The sequence below is a fragment of the Paraburkholderia sp. BL6669N2 genome (assembly GCF_003387275.1).
Taxonomy (GTDB): domain Bacteria; phylum Pseudomonadota; class Gammaproteobacteria; order Burkholderiales; family Burkholderiaceae; genus Paraburkholderia.
In genome coordinates this window covers 2,015,067-2,030,681 of sequence record NZ_QUNA01000002.1, presented here as the reverse complement: position 1 = coordinate 2,030,681, position 15,615 = coordinate 2,015,067, and the positions used below count along the sequence as shown (strand labels likewise).

Genomic DNA, 15,615 nt, shown 5'->3' with positions numbered 1-15,615 from the left:
CGACATGTGGGCGTACCAGATGGAACCGCTGTCGCGCCTCGATTGCCGCTGCATTGCGTACGATCGGCGCGGGCATGGCCGTTCGAGCGACCCCGGCCGCGGCTACGACTTCGACACGCTCGCCGCCGATCTGGAAAGCGTGTTGAGCGCGCTCGATCTGAGCGGCGTCACGCTGGTCGCGCATTCGATTGCGAGCGGTGAAGCGGTGCGCTATCTGACGCGCTACGGTTCGGCGCGCGTCGCCCGGATCGCTTTCGTCGCGCCCGCGGCCACGCCGTATCTACTGAAGACCGACGACAACCCGAACGGCATCGACGCCGCGTTATTCGAGCAGGGCCGCCGCGCGCTGAGCCGCTCCTTTCCCGACTGGATCGAGGCGAACGCGGCGCCGTATTTCGGGCCCGGCGTGTCGCGCGCGCCGATGGACTGGACGATCCGCATGATGCTGCAAACCTCGCATCAAGCGATGCTCGAACTGGCCCGCGTGCAGACCATCACCGATTTTCGCACGGAACTGGCGCGCATCGAGGTGCCGTCGCTCGTGCTGCATGGCGACCGCGATGCGTCGGCGCCGCTCGAACTGACCGGCCGGCCCACGGCGGCGCTGATACCCGGCGCTTCACTGCATGTCTACGAAGGCGCCGGCCACGGCTTTTACTTCACTCATGCGGAGAGGTTGAACCGGGATTTGCTGGCGTTCCTGGGCCGCCAGCCGGCTTAGGATCGACGGGCAACTGATCTTCCACCGGCGCGTCGGCTTTGCCGGCGTCGTCAGCGGCGTCGTCGGCGGATGGCGCGGCGGCGGGCGGTTCGTCCTGCGTTGCGTCAGATGATCTGGGTGCGCCTTTGTGCACCTCATCCGCTTCGATCCTGGCCGGCGCGCTGTCCGGGTCCCACGTCAACAGATTGCGCTGCGGGTTCGCGATCTCGATGCCGCGTTCCTGGAACTGGAAGAGGATGCGCCGGTTGAATTCGCGCTGCACGCCCCAGCGCGCGCTGTCGCGGCACTGAATCTGGCCGGCCAGCGTGATGGCGGAGCCGTCGAGCGCATCGACACCCCAGAAGCTGAAGTCCGACAGAATGCCGTCCCTGAACTTGTCGTCCTCGCGCAAGGCGGCGCCGATTTCCTTCAAGGTGTCGATGGCGAGATCGACATCCTGGCCGAATACGATGTTGACCTTCACCGCCGCATTGCCGATGCCGCGATTCGTGTTGTTCACCGTCGACACCGAACTGAAGGGCACGGTGTAGAGCGAACCGTCGCCGCCGCGCAGCCGCACGGTGCGGATCGACAGATATTCGACGGTGCCGGACACGCCCGCGAGCGTGACCCAGTCGCCGACCTGCATCGCGTTTTCCATCAACAGGAAAATGCCGGTGATGAAATCCTGCACCAGTTTCTGCGAGCCGAAGCCGAGTGCCACGCCGAAGATGCTCGCGCCCGCCAGCAGCGGCCCGATGTTCACGCCGAGTTCGCTCAAACCGGTCAGCACCACCACCAGCGCGATCGCGCAGAAGAGCGCGCTGCGCAGCATCGGCAGCAGGGTGCGCAAGCGCGCGGCGCGCACGAGGTCGCCGCTGGTGGTCCAGCGGTCGAGCCGCTGTTCGACCGAGACGTTGACGCCTTCCCACACCAGCAGCGCGACCACGGCCGCCACGCCGATCGTGATGATCGCCGAGGCGAGCCGGTGCCCGATCGTGCCCGTACGGAACAGGTCGACCACATGCACGCCCCACACCTGCAACAGCGCGAGCGCGGTCACGATGCCGATGACCCACGCCACCGCACGGCGCAGCAGCGGGTAATAGCGGTACGCACGTTGATGCACGAGCGACTTCGTTGCGTCGTCCTGCACATTGAAGAGCCGGGCCAGCGCCCCGAACACCACGATCGACACGACCCGCGCGCCTACCAGCACGGCCAGCGAAATGCCGCCGAGGTGCAGCAGCGTGTGATAGCCGTTCCGCACGTCGAGCGCCCAGATGAACCACAGCGCCATCACGACGAACACCGTGGCCCACGCCCAGACTTCGGCGAATACGTTGCCGAACATCTCCAGCGACTTGCGCGCGGCGAGGCGCTTGCGGATCAGTTCGCCGACCGGGTTCGCGCATTGCAGCACGAGGATCGAGATCATGACGTGGCCGGCTAGCGCGACCACTTTCATCAAGGCAAGATGCGCCGCGTCGTTCAGGCCGAGCGACTGCGCGATCTCCGCGACCGCGGAGCCCGCACCCACCACGCTGACGATCCGCACCACCCAGCGCTGCATGAAAGCGGCCCACGCATCGCTCATGCGCAGCAGGCGCAAACGCGGCGCGGCCGGCTGCAGGAAGAAACCGCAGACGATCACGATCACCCGGCACAGCACGTAGATGTCGATCAGCGAATCGAGCGCGCGGTCTTGCGGCGTGCCGTCGTCGGCGAAGATCGACATCAGCGCGCTCGCCGCGCCGACGAACACCACCAGCGGCAACAGCCGCAGCACCATCGTCAGGAGTGCGCGCGGCAGGCGGCGCAGGAGCGTCCAGTGATGCTTGGCGTTCTGCTTGCCTTTGGCTTCGGTGAGCTTGCCTTCAGCCTTCGTAGCGGCCGAGGTGCGCGGCGGCACGGCTTCGGCTTGCGCCTGCGCCGCGCTTACCGGCGAAGCCGGCGACACGGGCAAGGGCGGCGCGGCGTTCGGCGCATCGGCGGGTTGGGGCGCGATGTCGACGGGCAGGTCGGCTCGCGCGTCGTTGTCGTCTTCCAGTTCGCGGCGCGCGGCCAGCGCCCTGTAGGCGCGGCGCAGCAGGCGGCGCGCGAGCCATTCGAGCACGAGCGCGGGAAGCAGCGCGGCCAGCAGCGACCAGGCGACGTGGCCCAGCACGGCACGCGCTTGCGGGTTGGTCGACTGCCAGTTCCACCAGGCGCGGACCGATGCGACGTCGAGCAGCGCGGCGACCGAGCTGCGCAACGACGCGCCGAGGTGCACGGCCCAGTGCGCGCCCTGGCGGGCCAGTTGCGAGGCAAGGCCGTTCGACTTGAACGCCGCCGGCACGAGCGCGGCGGCGCCGCTTGCCGCGGCGGGCGCCGAGGCGGCCGCGGGCGCGGAAGCGGGCGGCGCGCTCAGCGCGCCGGCGGCGGCGATGGCCTGCAGCGTGTCGGCGACTTGCGCGCGGCGCTTGGGATCATTGAGAACGGCGAGCGCCTGGCGGGCCTGCTCGGGCGTCAGCGTGACACCGACGCCGGAAGCCGACGACGAGGGCGTGGCCGGCGCCGCGGCGGCGAAAACCGGCGCGGCGATGAAAGCGAGAAGGAAGAACAGCCAGATTGGGAATAGTTTGCGCATAGCGGGGGACAGAGGCGGAACGCTGTGCCGACGCATACGGACCGATTCGGCGGCGTGACCATGAACCGACATGGGTCTGGTCGTACAAGTTCCTCGGCCGGCCTTGGCGCGAGGTGCCTGAAAGCCGGCAAGCCCCGTGCGGCGGCATCTTGCGGTAGCAAAAAACCTGCCTGTCGGAAAGAACCGCATTGTCCCATGCCGGCTGCGGCGGGGCGGAATTCCCCGTTCTGCCGCCTTCGCAAGTGCCTGCCGGCTGCACGCGTCTTTGCAACCGCAACCGCAACCGCAACCGCAACGGCAACCGCAACGGCAACCACAACCACAACCACAACCGCAACCGCAACCACAACCACAACCGCAACCGCAACCGCAACCGCAACCGCAACCGCAACCGCAACCGCAACCGCAACCGCAACCGCAACCGCAACCGCAACCGCTGGCGCAGGCGCAGGCGCAGGCGCAGGCGCAGGCGCAGGCGCGCCGCCCGCGTAGATGCCGCGGCCGTCGCTACGTTCACCGCCTCGCCATCACTCCGTCGCTGCCCCCCTGCGCACCGGCGGCACACCCAAGGTGCCTTCCACGACCTCGGTGAAGGTGCGCTCCTCGCGCAGAATGAAACGCTTCGTTTGCGCCAGCTTGAAATTGTCGCGTGCCTCGGCATCGGCGCGCAGTCTCGCCCGATACGCTTCATAGGCCGCGAGACTTTCGAAAGAGATCAATCCCCACGCGATGTCGTTGGTCCCCTCATGCGGCAGGAAATAGCCGATCAGATGGCCGCCGCAGCGCGGAATAATGCGGCCCCAGTTGCGGGCGTATTCGTCGAAGGCATCGCGCTGGAACGGATCGATCTGATAGCGGATGAAGCAGGTAATCGCCATGTGCAAGCTCCCTGTTTAGTCGAAGGTCGTGGTGTGAAGGACCGTGACTGCAGTATGGCGCGCGCCGGGCAGCGATGTTTCAGCGCGGTCTGAACTATGGATGGGCGTCCGTGCGCGAGGCGTGAATCAGGCGCGGCGCATCTCGAGCGGCCGTCGCTAACGGATCGTCAAAAACGCCAGCGCTGCACCGGCCAGCGCGCACAACGCCGACACCAGCGCCACCGCGCGCAATGCCGCGCCGAGGGCGTCGGCTTGTGCCCGCGCCACCTCAGGTTGGGCCCGTGCCGCATCCACGTTTGTGTGCGCCGCGTCGGTTTCGGCGTGCGCCGCCGCTACATCTGCCTCGCCCACTTTTCCCTTCGACGCACCCGCCCCTGCGGCAGGCAATGCAGCGCCCGCATCCATGCCGACCTGCGCCAGGCTCGCCGCCTCGCGCACTGCCTGCGGCACATGCAGCGCATCGAGCCGCGCTTCAAGTGCCGCGTCGTGCGACCACACGAACACGATTCCCAGCACCGCGATCGCCAGCAGGCTCGCCACCCGCGCCACCGCGTTATTGATGCCCGAAGCGACGCCCGTGCGCGCGGCGGACACCGAGGCCATCACGGTCGTCGTCAGCGGCGCGACGGTGACGGTCATGCCGAGTCCGAGCACGGCCAGCGCGGGCAGAAAGCCGCGCCAGTACTCGCCGCCGACCCACGGCAGCGCGAGCATCGCGAAGCCGGCCGCGGCGACGACCGGCCCCGCGGTCAGCAAGGCCCGCGCGCCGTAGCGGCTCGTCAGGCCGCCGGTGAAGCGCGACAGCAGGCCGATGGTCACCGGCACCGGCAGCAACGCCGCGCCCGCCTGAGTCGCGCTGTAACCATAAGCGCGGATGAGCGTGAACGGCAGGAAGAACAGCGCACCGCCCAGGCCAAAGTAGACCAGCAGCGTGACGAGATTGGCGCCGACGAAGTCGCGCGAACGGAACACGTCGAGCGGCATCATCGGATTGTGGGTTCTCGCTTCGAGCGCGACGAAGGCGATCAGCACCAGCAGGCCGCCGAGGATCGACGCCAGCACCCAGCGGTCGCCGAAGCCGCGCGCCGAGGCGAGCGTCAGGCCATAGGTCAGGGCGGCGAGTCCGGCGGTGGCCGTGGCGGCACCCGGCCAGTCGAGTCCGGCCGCCGCGTGTCCAGTGGCCCCGCCGGCGCGCGCGGACGGATTTCCGTCATCGTCCTGCCGGCTGTCCGGCACGGCCATGACCGCCAGCGCGACCGTCGCGCAGGCAATCGGCACGTTCAGGAAGAAGATGGCCCTCCACGAGAACGCATCGACGAGCCAGCCGCCCGCCACCGGCCCGAGCGCTGAGGTGATCGCGCCGACGCCGGCCCAGGTGCCGATCGCCTGGCCGCGCTCCTTGTCGTCGAACACCGCGCCGATGATCGACAGGCTGCTCGGCACCAGCAGCGCCGCGCCCACGCCTTGCACGGCGCGCGCCGCGATCAGGGCCGTGGCGCCCGGGGCGAGGCCGCAGCCAATCGAGGCTAGCGTGAACAGCCCGATTCCCGCGATGAACACCGTGCGCCGGCCAAGCTTGTCGCCGAGCGAGCCGCCCACCAGCACCAGCGCGCCGAGAAACAGCAGATAGGCGTCGACGACCCACTGGATCGCCGCCACGCTCGCGCCCAGTTCGCTCTGGATGGACGGCAAGGCGACATTGACCACGGAGCCGTCGATGAAGGCCATGCTTGAGCCGAGGATAGTCGCGGCCAGCGCGAGTTTTTTACGCCGGCACGGGTGGACGAGACTGGCAGGCTGCGCGCGGATGACGAGCGCATCGCACGGGCTGGCCTGAGCGGGCAGGACGGACGAGGAACGGCGCTTGAGCGCCGGTGCATGCGGGTCGGCCAAGTCCGCTCCCGGAGGATGGATGAACGGCCTTCAGCATAGCAATGCCGGCGCGACGGCGAAAGGCGCGAGGGACGTGGGCGACGCATGCTGATGCATCGAGTCGCGTCGTTGCGCACCAGTGTGCAAGCAGAGGCGTGCCCAGCCCGCGATCTTCCCGCTGGCGAGGTTCAAGCCGGCGTCAATCGAATCAGGCGCAGCAAAAAGCGCCGCTGAACTTACCCGCTCACACCAAAGAAGGCGCCCGTCGCTCCGCGTCGCCGTCGGCATCCGCGCCGCCCGCCGTGTTGGAAGCGCGCCCGGCCGCCGGCTCCTGATGCAGCCGGTTGGCATGCATCAGCCGATACAGCGTGGCCCGCGAAATGCCGAGTTCCGCCGCTGCTTCGGACAACTTGTAGCCATGCCGCTGCAAAGCGTGTTCGATCGCATCTTTCTCGGCCTTGCTGCGGATTTCCGCCAGCGTGACGGCCGGCCCGTTATCGGCTTCCGGCAGGCCCAGATCGCTGGCCGTGATAAAGCGGCCTTCGCTCATCACCACGGCGCGGCGCACGCAATTGATCAACTCGCGCACGTTGCCAGGCCACGGATAGTTCGACATGGCGACAATCGCGTCGCTCGACAGGCCGCGCAGTTTGCGCGCGCCGTCCTGTTTGTACATGCTCAGTGCATAGTTGGCGAGCAGCTTGATGTCGCCGCCGCGCTCGCGCAACGGCGGCTCGACCAGACGCAGCACGCACAGGCGGTGATACAGGTCGGAGCGGAAGCGGCCGTCTTCGACCGCCTTGTCCAGATCGACGTGGGTCGCCGAAATCACCCGCGCATTGACGTTGATCGGGCCGTTGCCGCCCAGCCGTTCGATCGTGCCTTCCTGCAGGAAACGCAGCAGGACCGCCTGGCATTCATGCGGCATATCGCCGATTTCATCGAGAAAGAGCGTGCCTTCGTGCGCGCTCTCGATCCGGCCGATCTTGCGCTGAAGCGCGCCGGTAAACGCGCCGCGTTCGTGGCCGAACAGTTCGGCTTGCAGCAGGCTCGGCGGAATCGCCGCGCAATTGATCGCGACGAACGGGCGGCCGGCGCGCGGCGAGCGTTCGTGAATCGCCTTGGCGGTCAGTTCCTTACCCGTGCCGGATTCGCCGGCGACGAATACCGGCGCGTCGGTCACGCCGCATTTGTCGATGCGCCGGTACAACTGCTGCATCGCCTCGCATTGCCCCACCATGCCGTGCCGGCCGGCCGAAGGTTCCGGCGCGACTTCCACATGCCGCAGGCTCGACAGGCCATGCGCATGGCCGAGCGCGAATACTAGCCGCTCGTTGAGCCACGGCCGGGTCACGAAGTCGAAGCAGTAATCGAGGATGAAGCGGCTGACCAGTTCGTTTTCCGCCTGGCCGGGCGCGATCTGGGCGACCCAGTTGGTTTCGACGCGCCGCATACAGGACGCCAGCGCGGACAGATGTTGGGATGTGCAGTCGCCCGGCAGTTCGACCAGGCCGACCTTGATGTTGCCGCGTTCGAGCATACGCTCGGCCACGGCCGTGCTTTTGGCATGCACCGCTTGCCAGCCAGAAGCCGCCAGAAAATCGGCGAGTTTCTGATCGGGCGCGTTCGACACATACAGAACGGTACGTTCCGTGTCGACAGGCGTGCAAGTCGTATTCATGTTACCCCCGGTTGATGCAGCTCTCAGGACTGTTCTGCGACGTACGCGACAGACCGGCGTGATGCCGGCTTCCGGCCAACGGAGCCAGCCGGTCCGCTTACGCGAGTCCGGACATGGAATGATCCACCGCTTTGGGTTCTGCTCCTCCCAGCCCGGCGGTCACGATTCACGATAGCGGCAATCTCGGGGAGCATGGAGCAGGCGGCGCAAACCGCGAGCTGCTGCATATCGGACGAATGGCGGGAACAGTGTTCACCGTTGAAACCGTCCCGCGATCTTTTCCCCGAATCACTCAAACCGTTTTTAACCTCGTTGACCTGGTACAGGCGCTCTTGTTGGCGCATGGGCTTAACGATAAGCGAAACCGCTGTGAAGCGCCATATAAACAAGTCTGGATTCAGAAACGTTTTTTACGTCGCCTCATTGTCCATGCGCTTCAAAAATGGATGGTCAAGTCCTGCTATGCGCGCCGTCGCACATAACGCCTCAATTCGTTTTACGGCAAATGTCAAACGGAACTGTAGTTCGAGATTTGCCTTGTCTCACGCGTGCGACACATTGGGCATACGTGCGCTGCTACCGGATAGGGTTCCGAAGCGTCGGCATATTTAACCGGGATGCGACGCAACGCCCGGCCACGCGCGGAGCGCGCGGGCTGCCCGGCGTTCAGATGGCCGCGAACATCGTGCTGCGGCGTGTCGCCGGGCGCGGAAACATGTGTCGAATTCGAATCAACGCGAGCTGCGAAGTACGCCCAGGTCCGGTGCGCTGCATCGACGATCATGGTGGCATAAGGGTTTGAGGGTGCATGGCATAGCCGTTGCAATAAGCATTTCACAGCGGAGGCTGTTGCCGCCCGGTCCCAGGTTCAGGGAAGCCAGAATAAGAAGAGACCGGCGACAAAAAGACTTCGTAGGCGCGGCTGGGGAAAGCCATTGCGTTCTACGAGGGTGCGGCGGGGCCAATAAAAAACAGATGTCATAAAAGGAACGGCGCAATGGTCGGTACAACGTACCGGTCATTGCGACCGGACGATGTAAAGGTTGACCTCGCCACTTTTTCCGTCGGTTATGGCGGATGTGAAGGGCGGAAAAAAACGACATGTACAGCGCTCGTGGAGTCGGCGAGCGAACGGTACGCACAACAACAAGAAAAACAGCGAAAGAGCAGCGACGGGGCAGCGCGCGGTCGAGGACCAACCGGGCGCGACGAAGCGGGGAGGAATGGCCGGAGTCTCCGGAGAGAGACGCGGGTTACGAGGTGGACCGGGCGCCGTGTCCGCGAAGTTGCGGACACGGCTCACCTGGACAGAGCGGTAGAAGAAGCACATTTTTTTCGGGGGTTGTCATGACCAGACAGATCACCAAACCGGCTGGCACAGTACGGCCGGATCGCCAAAGCACGACTCATTCAGCGGGCATTTCCTATCAACGGCATATCGCCGCGCCGCATGCTTTATTCGCCGCTGCGCCGGTCGATCTGACCACGCTGGTGATCGCCGAGGCGATCAAGCGCCGGGCGCAAGCGGAGATCCAGCGCGAGGCGCTGCGCGACTCGGTGTATGAGATGCCGGTGTCGCAGGAACGAAACTACGAGCGCGGTGCGGACATTCATCCGTCCGATGCCGACGACTAAAACGAACCTCGACCGCTGTCGAGGCGGCTTCGCCAACCGAACGCGCCAGACCGGCGGAGAGCCGACATGATCGACATCTTCCTGATTTCATCCAGCATGGAGCGTGCGCCGCAAATCGTCGCTCGCCTCGAAGCAAGCGGCGTGGCTTACCGGCTGCGGACCGCTCAGGGCACGGCCCGGCAAGTGCGGGCGCACGACCGTGCGATTCGGAGCGCCGATATGCTGATCGTCGACGACACCGATCTGAGCGCGCGCGACCTGGACGGCGTCGAGGAAGCGCTGGCCTGCACGCCCGCCCTGCATTGCGTGCTGATGACGGCGGCGCCGTCCACCGCCTTGCTGGGCGTGGCGATGCGCGTCGGCGTGCGACACGTGTTGTCGTGGCCGGCCGACGCCGACGAGATCACCATCATTCTCATCCAGGCCGACGCGCGTAAAAACGCCACTAGCCGTCGCGCCGGCCGCGTCGTTTCGCTTGCTTCGAGCAAGGGCGGCAGCGGCACCACGCTGATCGCCGTGAATCTCGCGTATTCGCTGGCCGCGCTGAGCAACCGGCGCGTGCTGCTGATCGACCTGAGCCAGCAATTCGGCGACGCCAGTCTGCTCATGGCCGACAAGCCGCCGCCCACCACACTTGCCGATCTCTGCTCCCAGGCGGAGCGCCTCGACGCCGCACTACTCGAATCATGCGTGATGCATGTCCACGCGAATCTCGATGTGCTGGCGGGCGCAGGCGACCCGCTCAAGGCGGCCGAACTGCTGCCCGCGCAGTTGGAATGCATTCTCACGCTGGCGCGCGAGCGCTATGACGCGGTGCTGATCGACGTCGGGCAGAGCCTGAATCCGATGACGATCCACGCGCTCGATCGCAGCGATGCGATTTGCATGGTGGTGCGCCAGAACCTGCTGTACTTGCACGGCGGGCGCCGCATGCTCGATATTTTCAGGGAACTGGGCTATCCGGCCAGCAAGGTGCGGGTGGTGGTGAATCACTACGACAAGAACGCCCAGATCAACCTGTCGACGCTCGAACAGACGCTTGGCGCGAAGGTGGCGCATCAGCTTCCGCGCGACGACAAGCAGGCCAACGACGCGCTTAGCCGCGGTGTGCCGCTGGTGACGTCGGCCAGAGACAGCACGCTTGCGCAAGGCATCAGCCTGCTGGCGGATATGCTGTGGCCGGCGAGCGCCGAGCGCCGCAAAGGCGTGCTCGGCCGGTTGTTCGCGTCGCGGCCGAACGTGCCGCCGCAGCTCAAGCCGGGGCATTGAACCCATCCTGTCGAGCGGGACACACCGGTTGGAAGCAAATCCGCACGTCCATCGGCTGATCTGGACAGCGGACGCGTGCCGCTGCTACGCTGCGACACCGGAGGCCGGCAGCCCGTGGCGCAGCCGGCTCAAATAATAATTCGCATATCGAACGAGTCTGCAATGACATGGGCCGCTCATGCTCGCGGCCTCGGTAGAAGTGCTTCGTTGCGCCGAACCTATCGCGCCTATCGAAGCCAGGCGCGGTTCGGTGTGATTCCCGCTGCGTTTTGACGGTGTATCGTGTCGTTGTGGCCGGCCGGATGCGCGGCCCGTCTGCTTACTTTTCAGAGCGCCTATGAGCGCAGCATCGTCCATGCAAAACGAGTCCAACGGTCTCAACGATATCGCGTCGGTTCTGTCCAATCCGATTCTCAACACGGATTCGTACAAGGCGTCGCACTACCTGCAATATCCGCCCGAAGCGTCGGCGATGTTTTCATACATCGAATCGCGCGGCGGGCGCTACGACCGCACGCTGTTCTTCGGCCTGCAGATGCTGATCAAGGAATACCTGTGCCGCCCGATCACGCCGGCCATGATCGAGCAGGCCAAAGCATTCTTCACGGCGCACGGCGAGCCGTTCAACGAAGCGGGCTGGCGCTACATCGTCGAACACCACGGCGGTTATCTGCCGGTACGCATCCGCGCGGTGCCGGAAGGCTCGGTCGTGCCGACGCACAACGTGCTCGTCACGGTGGAATGTGACGACCCGCAGGTGTTCTGGCTGGCGTCGTATCTGGAGACCATGCTGTTGCGCGTGTGGTATCCGATTACGGTCGCGACGCAGAGCTGGCATCTGCGCGAGACGATCCGCGGCTATCTGCTGAAGAGCAGCGACGACCTCACGCAATTGCCGTTCAAGCTGCACGACTTTGGCGCACGTGGCGTGTCGAGCGCGGAGTCGGCGGCAATTGGCGGCGCGGCGCATCTCGTCAGCTTCATGGGCTCGGATACCGTGCTCGGTGTAGTCGCGGCGAACCACTACTACAACGAGACGATGGCGGCGTTTTCCGTGCCGGCGGCGGAACACAGCACGATCACCTCGTGGGGCCGCGAGCGCGAAACCGACGCGTTTCGCAACATGATCGCGCGGTTCGGCAAGCCGGGCGCGATCGTGTCGGTGGTGTCCGACTCCTATGATCTGTTCGCCGCACTCGACGCCTGGGGCAACGAGCTGAAGCAGGCCGTGCTCGACTCGGGCGGCACATTGGTGATCCGGCCCGACTCGGGCGATCCGCAAACCATCGTGCTGCAAACGCTGCGGGCATTGGAGGCGTCGTTCGGATCGGTGGTGAACGGCAAAGGGCGGCGCGTGCTCAACACTGTGCGGGTGATTCAGGGCGACGGCGTGAATCCCGATTCGATAGAAACGATCCTTGCCGCCATGGACGAAGCCGGCTTCGCCGCGGACAACATCGTGTTCGGCATGGGCGGCGCGCTGTTGCAGCAGATCAATCGCGACACGCAGCGCTTCGCGATGAAGTGTTCGGCGATCCGGCTAGGCGACGAGTGGCACGACGTGCTCAAGGATCCTGTCACCGACGCCGGAAAGCGCTCGATGAAAGGGCGGCTGACGCTACTGAAGAATCGTCACACAGGCGAGTATCGAACGACGACGCTACCCGTTGCGTGGGATGAGCGCACGGTCGAGGGCGATTGGGAAGACGCGCTGGTGACGGTGTTCGATTCCGGCAAGCTGCTGATCGATATGTCGCTTGCCGAAATCAGGAGCCGCGCTCACGCGCACGAAGGCTAGTGCGCCGCGTCGCTCGCTGGCCAGACCGCAACGCCGGGAGCGCGGATCTCGATCCGGCACGGTGCGCCTTCGCGCAGGCGGTCGTCTTCATTGGCAATGTCGAAGCGGACGCCGGCGATATTCACGCGGACATAGCGCTCGCCGCGCCGTAGTTCGACCGCATCGACCACGCCCGCATGCGTGCCGTCTTGCCCGACAACAATCGCATGTGACGATACGCGCCACATGACACGCGCGCCGGCGCGCAGAGGGAACCCGCTGTCGCCGGTTCCGATCACGAAGCCCGGCGCGATCTCGACCTGGCCCGACGCGCTCATCACACCTTCGCCGACGTTATGCAAGCCGAGCAGACCGGCCACGCGCATCGACGCCGGCCGTTCAAACACGGCGTCGATAAAGCCAGCTTGCAGCGCACGGCCCTGTTCGACCACCAGCACTTCATCAGCGAGCAACGCGGCTTCATCGGGATCGTGCGTGACGATAATCGTCACCGCGGCGATCTCGCGTTGCAACGCGCGCAAGGACTGCTGCAAGCGGCGCCGCCGCGGCGTGTCCAGCGCGGCGAACGGTTCGTCGAACAGCAGTAGTTCGCTATGCCGCGTCAACGCGCGCGCGAGCGCGACGCGCTGCCGCTGGCCGAACGACAGTTGATGCGGCAGTCGTGCAACCAGTCGCGCGAGACCCAGATGATCGAGCCAATAACGCGCGCTCGCCGGATCGGCATCGACGGGAAAGGCCAGTTGCTGCGCGACCGTCATGTGCGGAAACAGGCCGTAGTCTTGCGGCATGTAGCCGATCTGCCGGCGTTCCGGCGGCAGCGTATTCAACGGCGTCGCGCCGAGCGTCACGCGGCTCGTTGCGTTGGATTCGAGTCCCGCGATCAGACGCAGCGCCAACGACTTGCCCGAACCCGACGGCCCGATGATCGCGAGGCGCCGCGTCGCCGGCGTCCATGCGAGGTCGAGAATGAACGCGCCCAGTTGTCGTCGCAAATGAAAAGCAAGGCGCAGGTCCGCTGTTTCGCCGCCATTCGAAGCCGTCAGGCCCACGCCGGGTGCGAGCGTGTCGTCGCCGTTTTCGGTTTCATCGAGCGCGGTCTTTTGCCGAAGGCTGTAAATCGACAGCGCCGCGCAGACGACCGCGATGGCGAGCGTCGGCAGCAGCAGAGGCATCATCGCCGGCAACCCCTGGCCGCCGAATACGACGTACGTGTAGACCGGCAATGAGTACGGGTGATAGGCCACCATCACGGTCGCGCCGAATTCGCCGAATGCGCGCAGCCACGCGAGCGCGAGTCCCGCGCGAATCGCCGGCCACGCAACCGGCAGCATGACGCGGAAAAAGCGGCTGCCGGCGTGATGGCCGAGCGTCGCGGCGACGTCGTCGAGTATCGGATCGACGGCGGTAAACGCGGACTTGGCGGCGATGATCAGGAAGGGCGCGGCGACGAAGACTTCCGCGAGCACGATCCCCGCGAACGAATCCGTCAGCACGCCGCTTGTGAAGCGGCCGACCCAGCTATACGGGCCGAGCAGAAACAGCAGCAGCACACCGCTGGTGAGCGGCGGCAGCGCCAGCGGCAACTGCACGACAAAGCCGAGCAGCGCCACCTTGCGCGAGTTCGAGCGCGCGAGGAAATAGCCGAGCGGCACGCCGCCGAGCAGAATCGCGAGCGAAGCGACGCTCGCGCTTGCGGCGGAAACGCCGACCGCCGACCACGTCGCGCGCCAGTCGACATTCGCCCAGTCCGCCGCGCCGAGTTGCGGCACACTCGCCACGAACGGCGCGCACAGATAGACGGCCAGCAGCGCCGCCAGCCACAGCAGCGGACGCGCAGCGGTACGTTTCATCGCGCTTACTGCGCGGCGTCGATTACGGCTTGCACCGACGGCGGCATGGCCTGCACGTTGCCGCTCACGGTCGGTTTGATGACGTCCACGCCATGTTGCTTGAGCAGCGCGCGGCCTTGCGTGCTCAACAGGAAGTCGACGAAGCTGCTCGCGCCTTCACGATTCGGCGCGTCGCTGAGAATGGTCAGCGTGTAGCTGGCCTTGGCCTGCAATTCGGGTGCGGGGCGGATTGCAGGAATCTTCAGGTCGGACGTTTCGGTGGAATAGAAAAAGCCGGCGTCGAGCTGGCCGGATTGCAGACGGCCCACCAGCGTTTCCTCAGGCAACACCTGTTCGGGGTTTTCCGCCGCGCCAAGCGTTTTCTCGACGAGGTCCGGCTGATGGTAGAGCGCAGCGGCCCTGGTCACCATCTCGACGGTGAACGCGCCCTTCGGGTCGAGCTTCGGATCGGTCCGCCCGATGCGGATGCCCGGCTCCTGCAGCACCTGGTCCCAGCGCTTGCTCCTGAACTGCGGCGCGAATTTGCTCTGCGGGTTGTAACCGATCATCAACGGCGATTCGGCGAAGTTCACGTACCACGTGACGTGATCGCCGTTTGCCGCGCCCGTCAGAGCGTCATTCACCTTGGGGCTCGCGCTGATGAATACGTCGCCGCGGCGCAGTTTGCCCTTGATCTCGTTGGCGATCTTGTTCGAGCCCGCCGCGTAACCGCGGAAATGCTGGCCGGTGGCTTTCTCGAATGCCGGGCCGATGCTGCGCTCCATCAGATTGACGAGCGAACCGGCGTACAGCACGTTGACCGTGTTGTCCTGCGCGAACGCGGGCACGGTCGTCACGATGCCGGCAATGACCACGAGAGAAGCGAGCAGCTTGCGAATCATGCGATAACCCCGATACGTTATTAAGAGCGCTATATTACGACGTCCTCGCGTTGTCTTGTGTGACGACGCCGCTCCGCGTCAATTGAGTGGGAGGCGTCCGCACGCTCCACGCCCTATTGCTCACGCACGCCAGCTCCACGGTCCGTGGGGACGACGCGCAGTGTCTCGCGGCGATCATCGCTCATGCCTGTTTGTGCCCGGATCATCTGTGGCGCGATCTCGGTCTCGCCGGCCGCGACCAAGTCACGTGGATGTTGACGCGTTATTTCCCCACGCTCGTCGCGTTGAATACCGCTAACCTGCAGTGGAAGAAATTCCTCGCCGAACGACGCGCGCGGTCATTGGGTTTGCAGCCAGGGCCGGCGCCAGGTTGTCCGGGCGGCGAAGACTACGGGCATTGCATCCCGGCGCTTCAAGCATGA

The 15,615-nt window shown here is 65.7% G+C and carries 11 protein-coding genes and 1 pseudogene; 6 read left to right on the top strand and 6 right to left on the bottom strand.

What is annotated here, in order from left to right; genetic code table 11:
- Positions 1-19: 19 nt before the first annotated feature.
- Positions 20-721 carry an alpha/beta fold hydrolase gene (locus B0G80_RS31585; protein ID WP_258879090.1) on the top strand — a complete coding sequence of 234 codons (702 nt, stop codon included), beginning with the start codon at positions 20-22 and terminating at the stop codon, positions 719-721.
- Here the strand turns inward: B0G80_RS31585 and B0G80_RS31580 are convergent.
- From B0G80_RS31580 to B0G80_RS31560, 4 genes are all read right to left on the bottom strand, one after another.
- Positions 660-3,329: a mechanosensitive ion channel family protein gene (locus B0G80_RS31580; RefSeq protein ID WP_116121829.1), complete on the bottom strand. Its 2,670-nt coding sequence runs from the start codon at positions 3,327-3,329 to the stop codon at positions 660-662. The two genes, B0G80_RS31585 and B0G80_RS31580, sit on opposite strands and share 62 nt — an antisense overlap.
- A 527-nt stretch (positions 3,330-3,856) precedes the next feature.
- The gene (locus tag B0G80_RS31570) at positions 3,857-4,207 is read right to left on the bottom strand and encodes an NIPSNAP family protein (protein ID WP_116121828.1); all 351 of its coding nucleotides are present in this window, start codon (positions 4,205-4,207) and stop codon (positions 3,857-3,859) included.
- 156 nt (positions 4,208-4,363) lie between these two features.
- On the bottom strand, positions 4,364-6,100 hold the full coding sequence (locus B0G80_RS31565) for an MFS transporter (RefSeq protein ID WP_116121827.1): 1,737 nt from the start codon (positions 6,098-6,100) through the stop codon (positions 4,364-4,366).
- A gap of 223 nt (positions 6,101-6,323) precedes the next feature.
- Positions 6,324-7,760, bottom strand: a complete 1,437-nt coding sequence (locus tag B0G80_RS31560; protein ID WP_116121826.1) for a sigma-54 dependent transcriptional regulator — start codon at positions 7,758-7,760, stop codon at positions 6,324-6,326.
- 131 nt (positions 7,761-7,891) lie between these two features.
- Here B0G80_RS31560 and B0G80_RS46495 point away from each other — a divergent pair, with 131 nt between their 5' ends.
- The 4 genes from B0G80_RS46495 (at position 7,892) to B0G80_RS31545 (ending at position 12,462) form a co-directional block, all read left to right on the top strand.
- Entirely contained in the window at positions 7,892-8,242 is a 351-nt protein-coding gene (locus B0G80_RS46495; protein WP_147309947.1) for a hypothetical protein, read from the top strand.
- Positions 8,243-9,107: 865 nt separating this feature from the next.
- A complete protein-coding gene (locus tag B0G80_RS31555; protein ID WP_116121825.1) occupies positions 9,108-9,395 on the top strand; it encodes a hypothetical protein in 288 nt (95 codons plus the stop codon).
- A gap of 66 nt (positions 9,396-9,461) precedes the next feature.
- Complete coding sequence (locus B0G80_RS31550; RefSeq protein ID WP_116121824.1) at positions 9,462-10,664, top strand: AAA family ATPase; 1,203 nt, start codon at positions 9,462-9,464, stop codon at positions 10,662-10,664.
- A 355-nt stretch (positions 10,665-11,019) separates the two neighbouring features.
- Positions 11,020-12,462, top strand: coding sequence for a nicotinate phosphoribosyltransferase (locus B0G80_RS31545; protein ID WP_116121823.1), 1,443 nt, complete (start codon positions 11,020-11,022; stop codon positions 12,460-12,462).
- Here B0G80_RS31545 and B0G80_RS31540 read toward each other — a convergent pair.
- Together B0G80_RS31540 and B0G80_RS31535 are read right to left on the bottom strand one after the other, a co-directional pair.
- Positions 12,459-14,312, bottom strand: coding sequence for an ATP-binding cassette domain-containing protein (locus tag B0G80_RS31540; RefSeq protein ID WP_116121822.1), 1,854 nt, complete (start codon positions 14,310-14,312; stop codon positions 12,459-12,461). The genes B0G80_RS31545 and B0G80_RS31540 overlap by 4 nt on opposite strands.
- A gap of 5 nt (positions 14,313-14,317) precedes the next feature.
- The gene (locus tag B0G80_RS31535; protein WP_116121821.1) at positions 14,318-15,193 is read right to left on the bottom strand and encodes an extracellular solute-binding protein; all 876 of its coding nucleotides are present in this window, start codon (positions 15,191-15,193) and stop codon (positions 14,318-14,320) included.
- A gap of 95 nt (positions 15,194-15,288) precedes the next feature.
- Between B0G80_RS31535 and B0G80_RS31530 the strand changes: the two are divergent.
- Positions 15,289-15,615: pseudogene (locus B0G80_RS31530) on the top strand (nitrogen fixation protein NifQ); the annotation flags it as partial.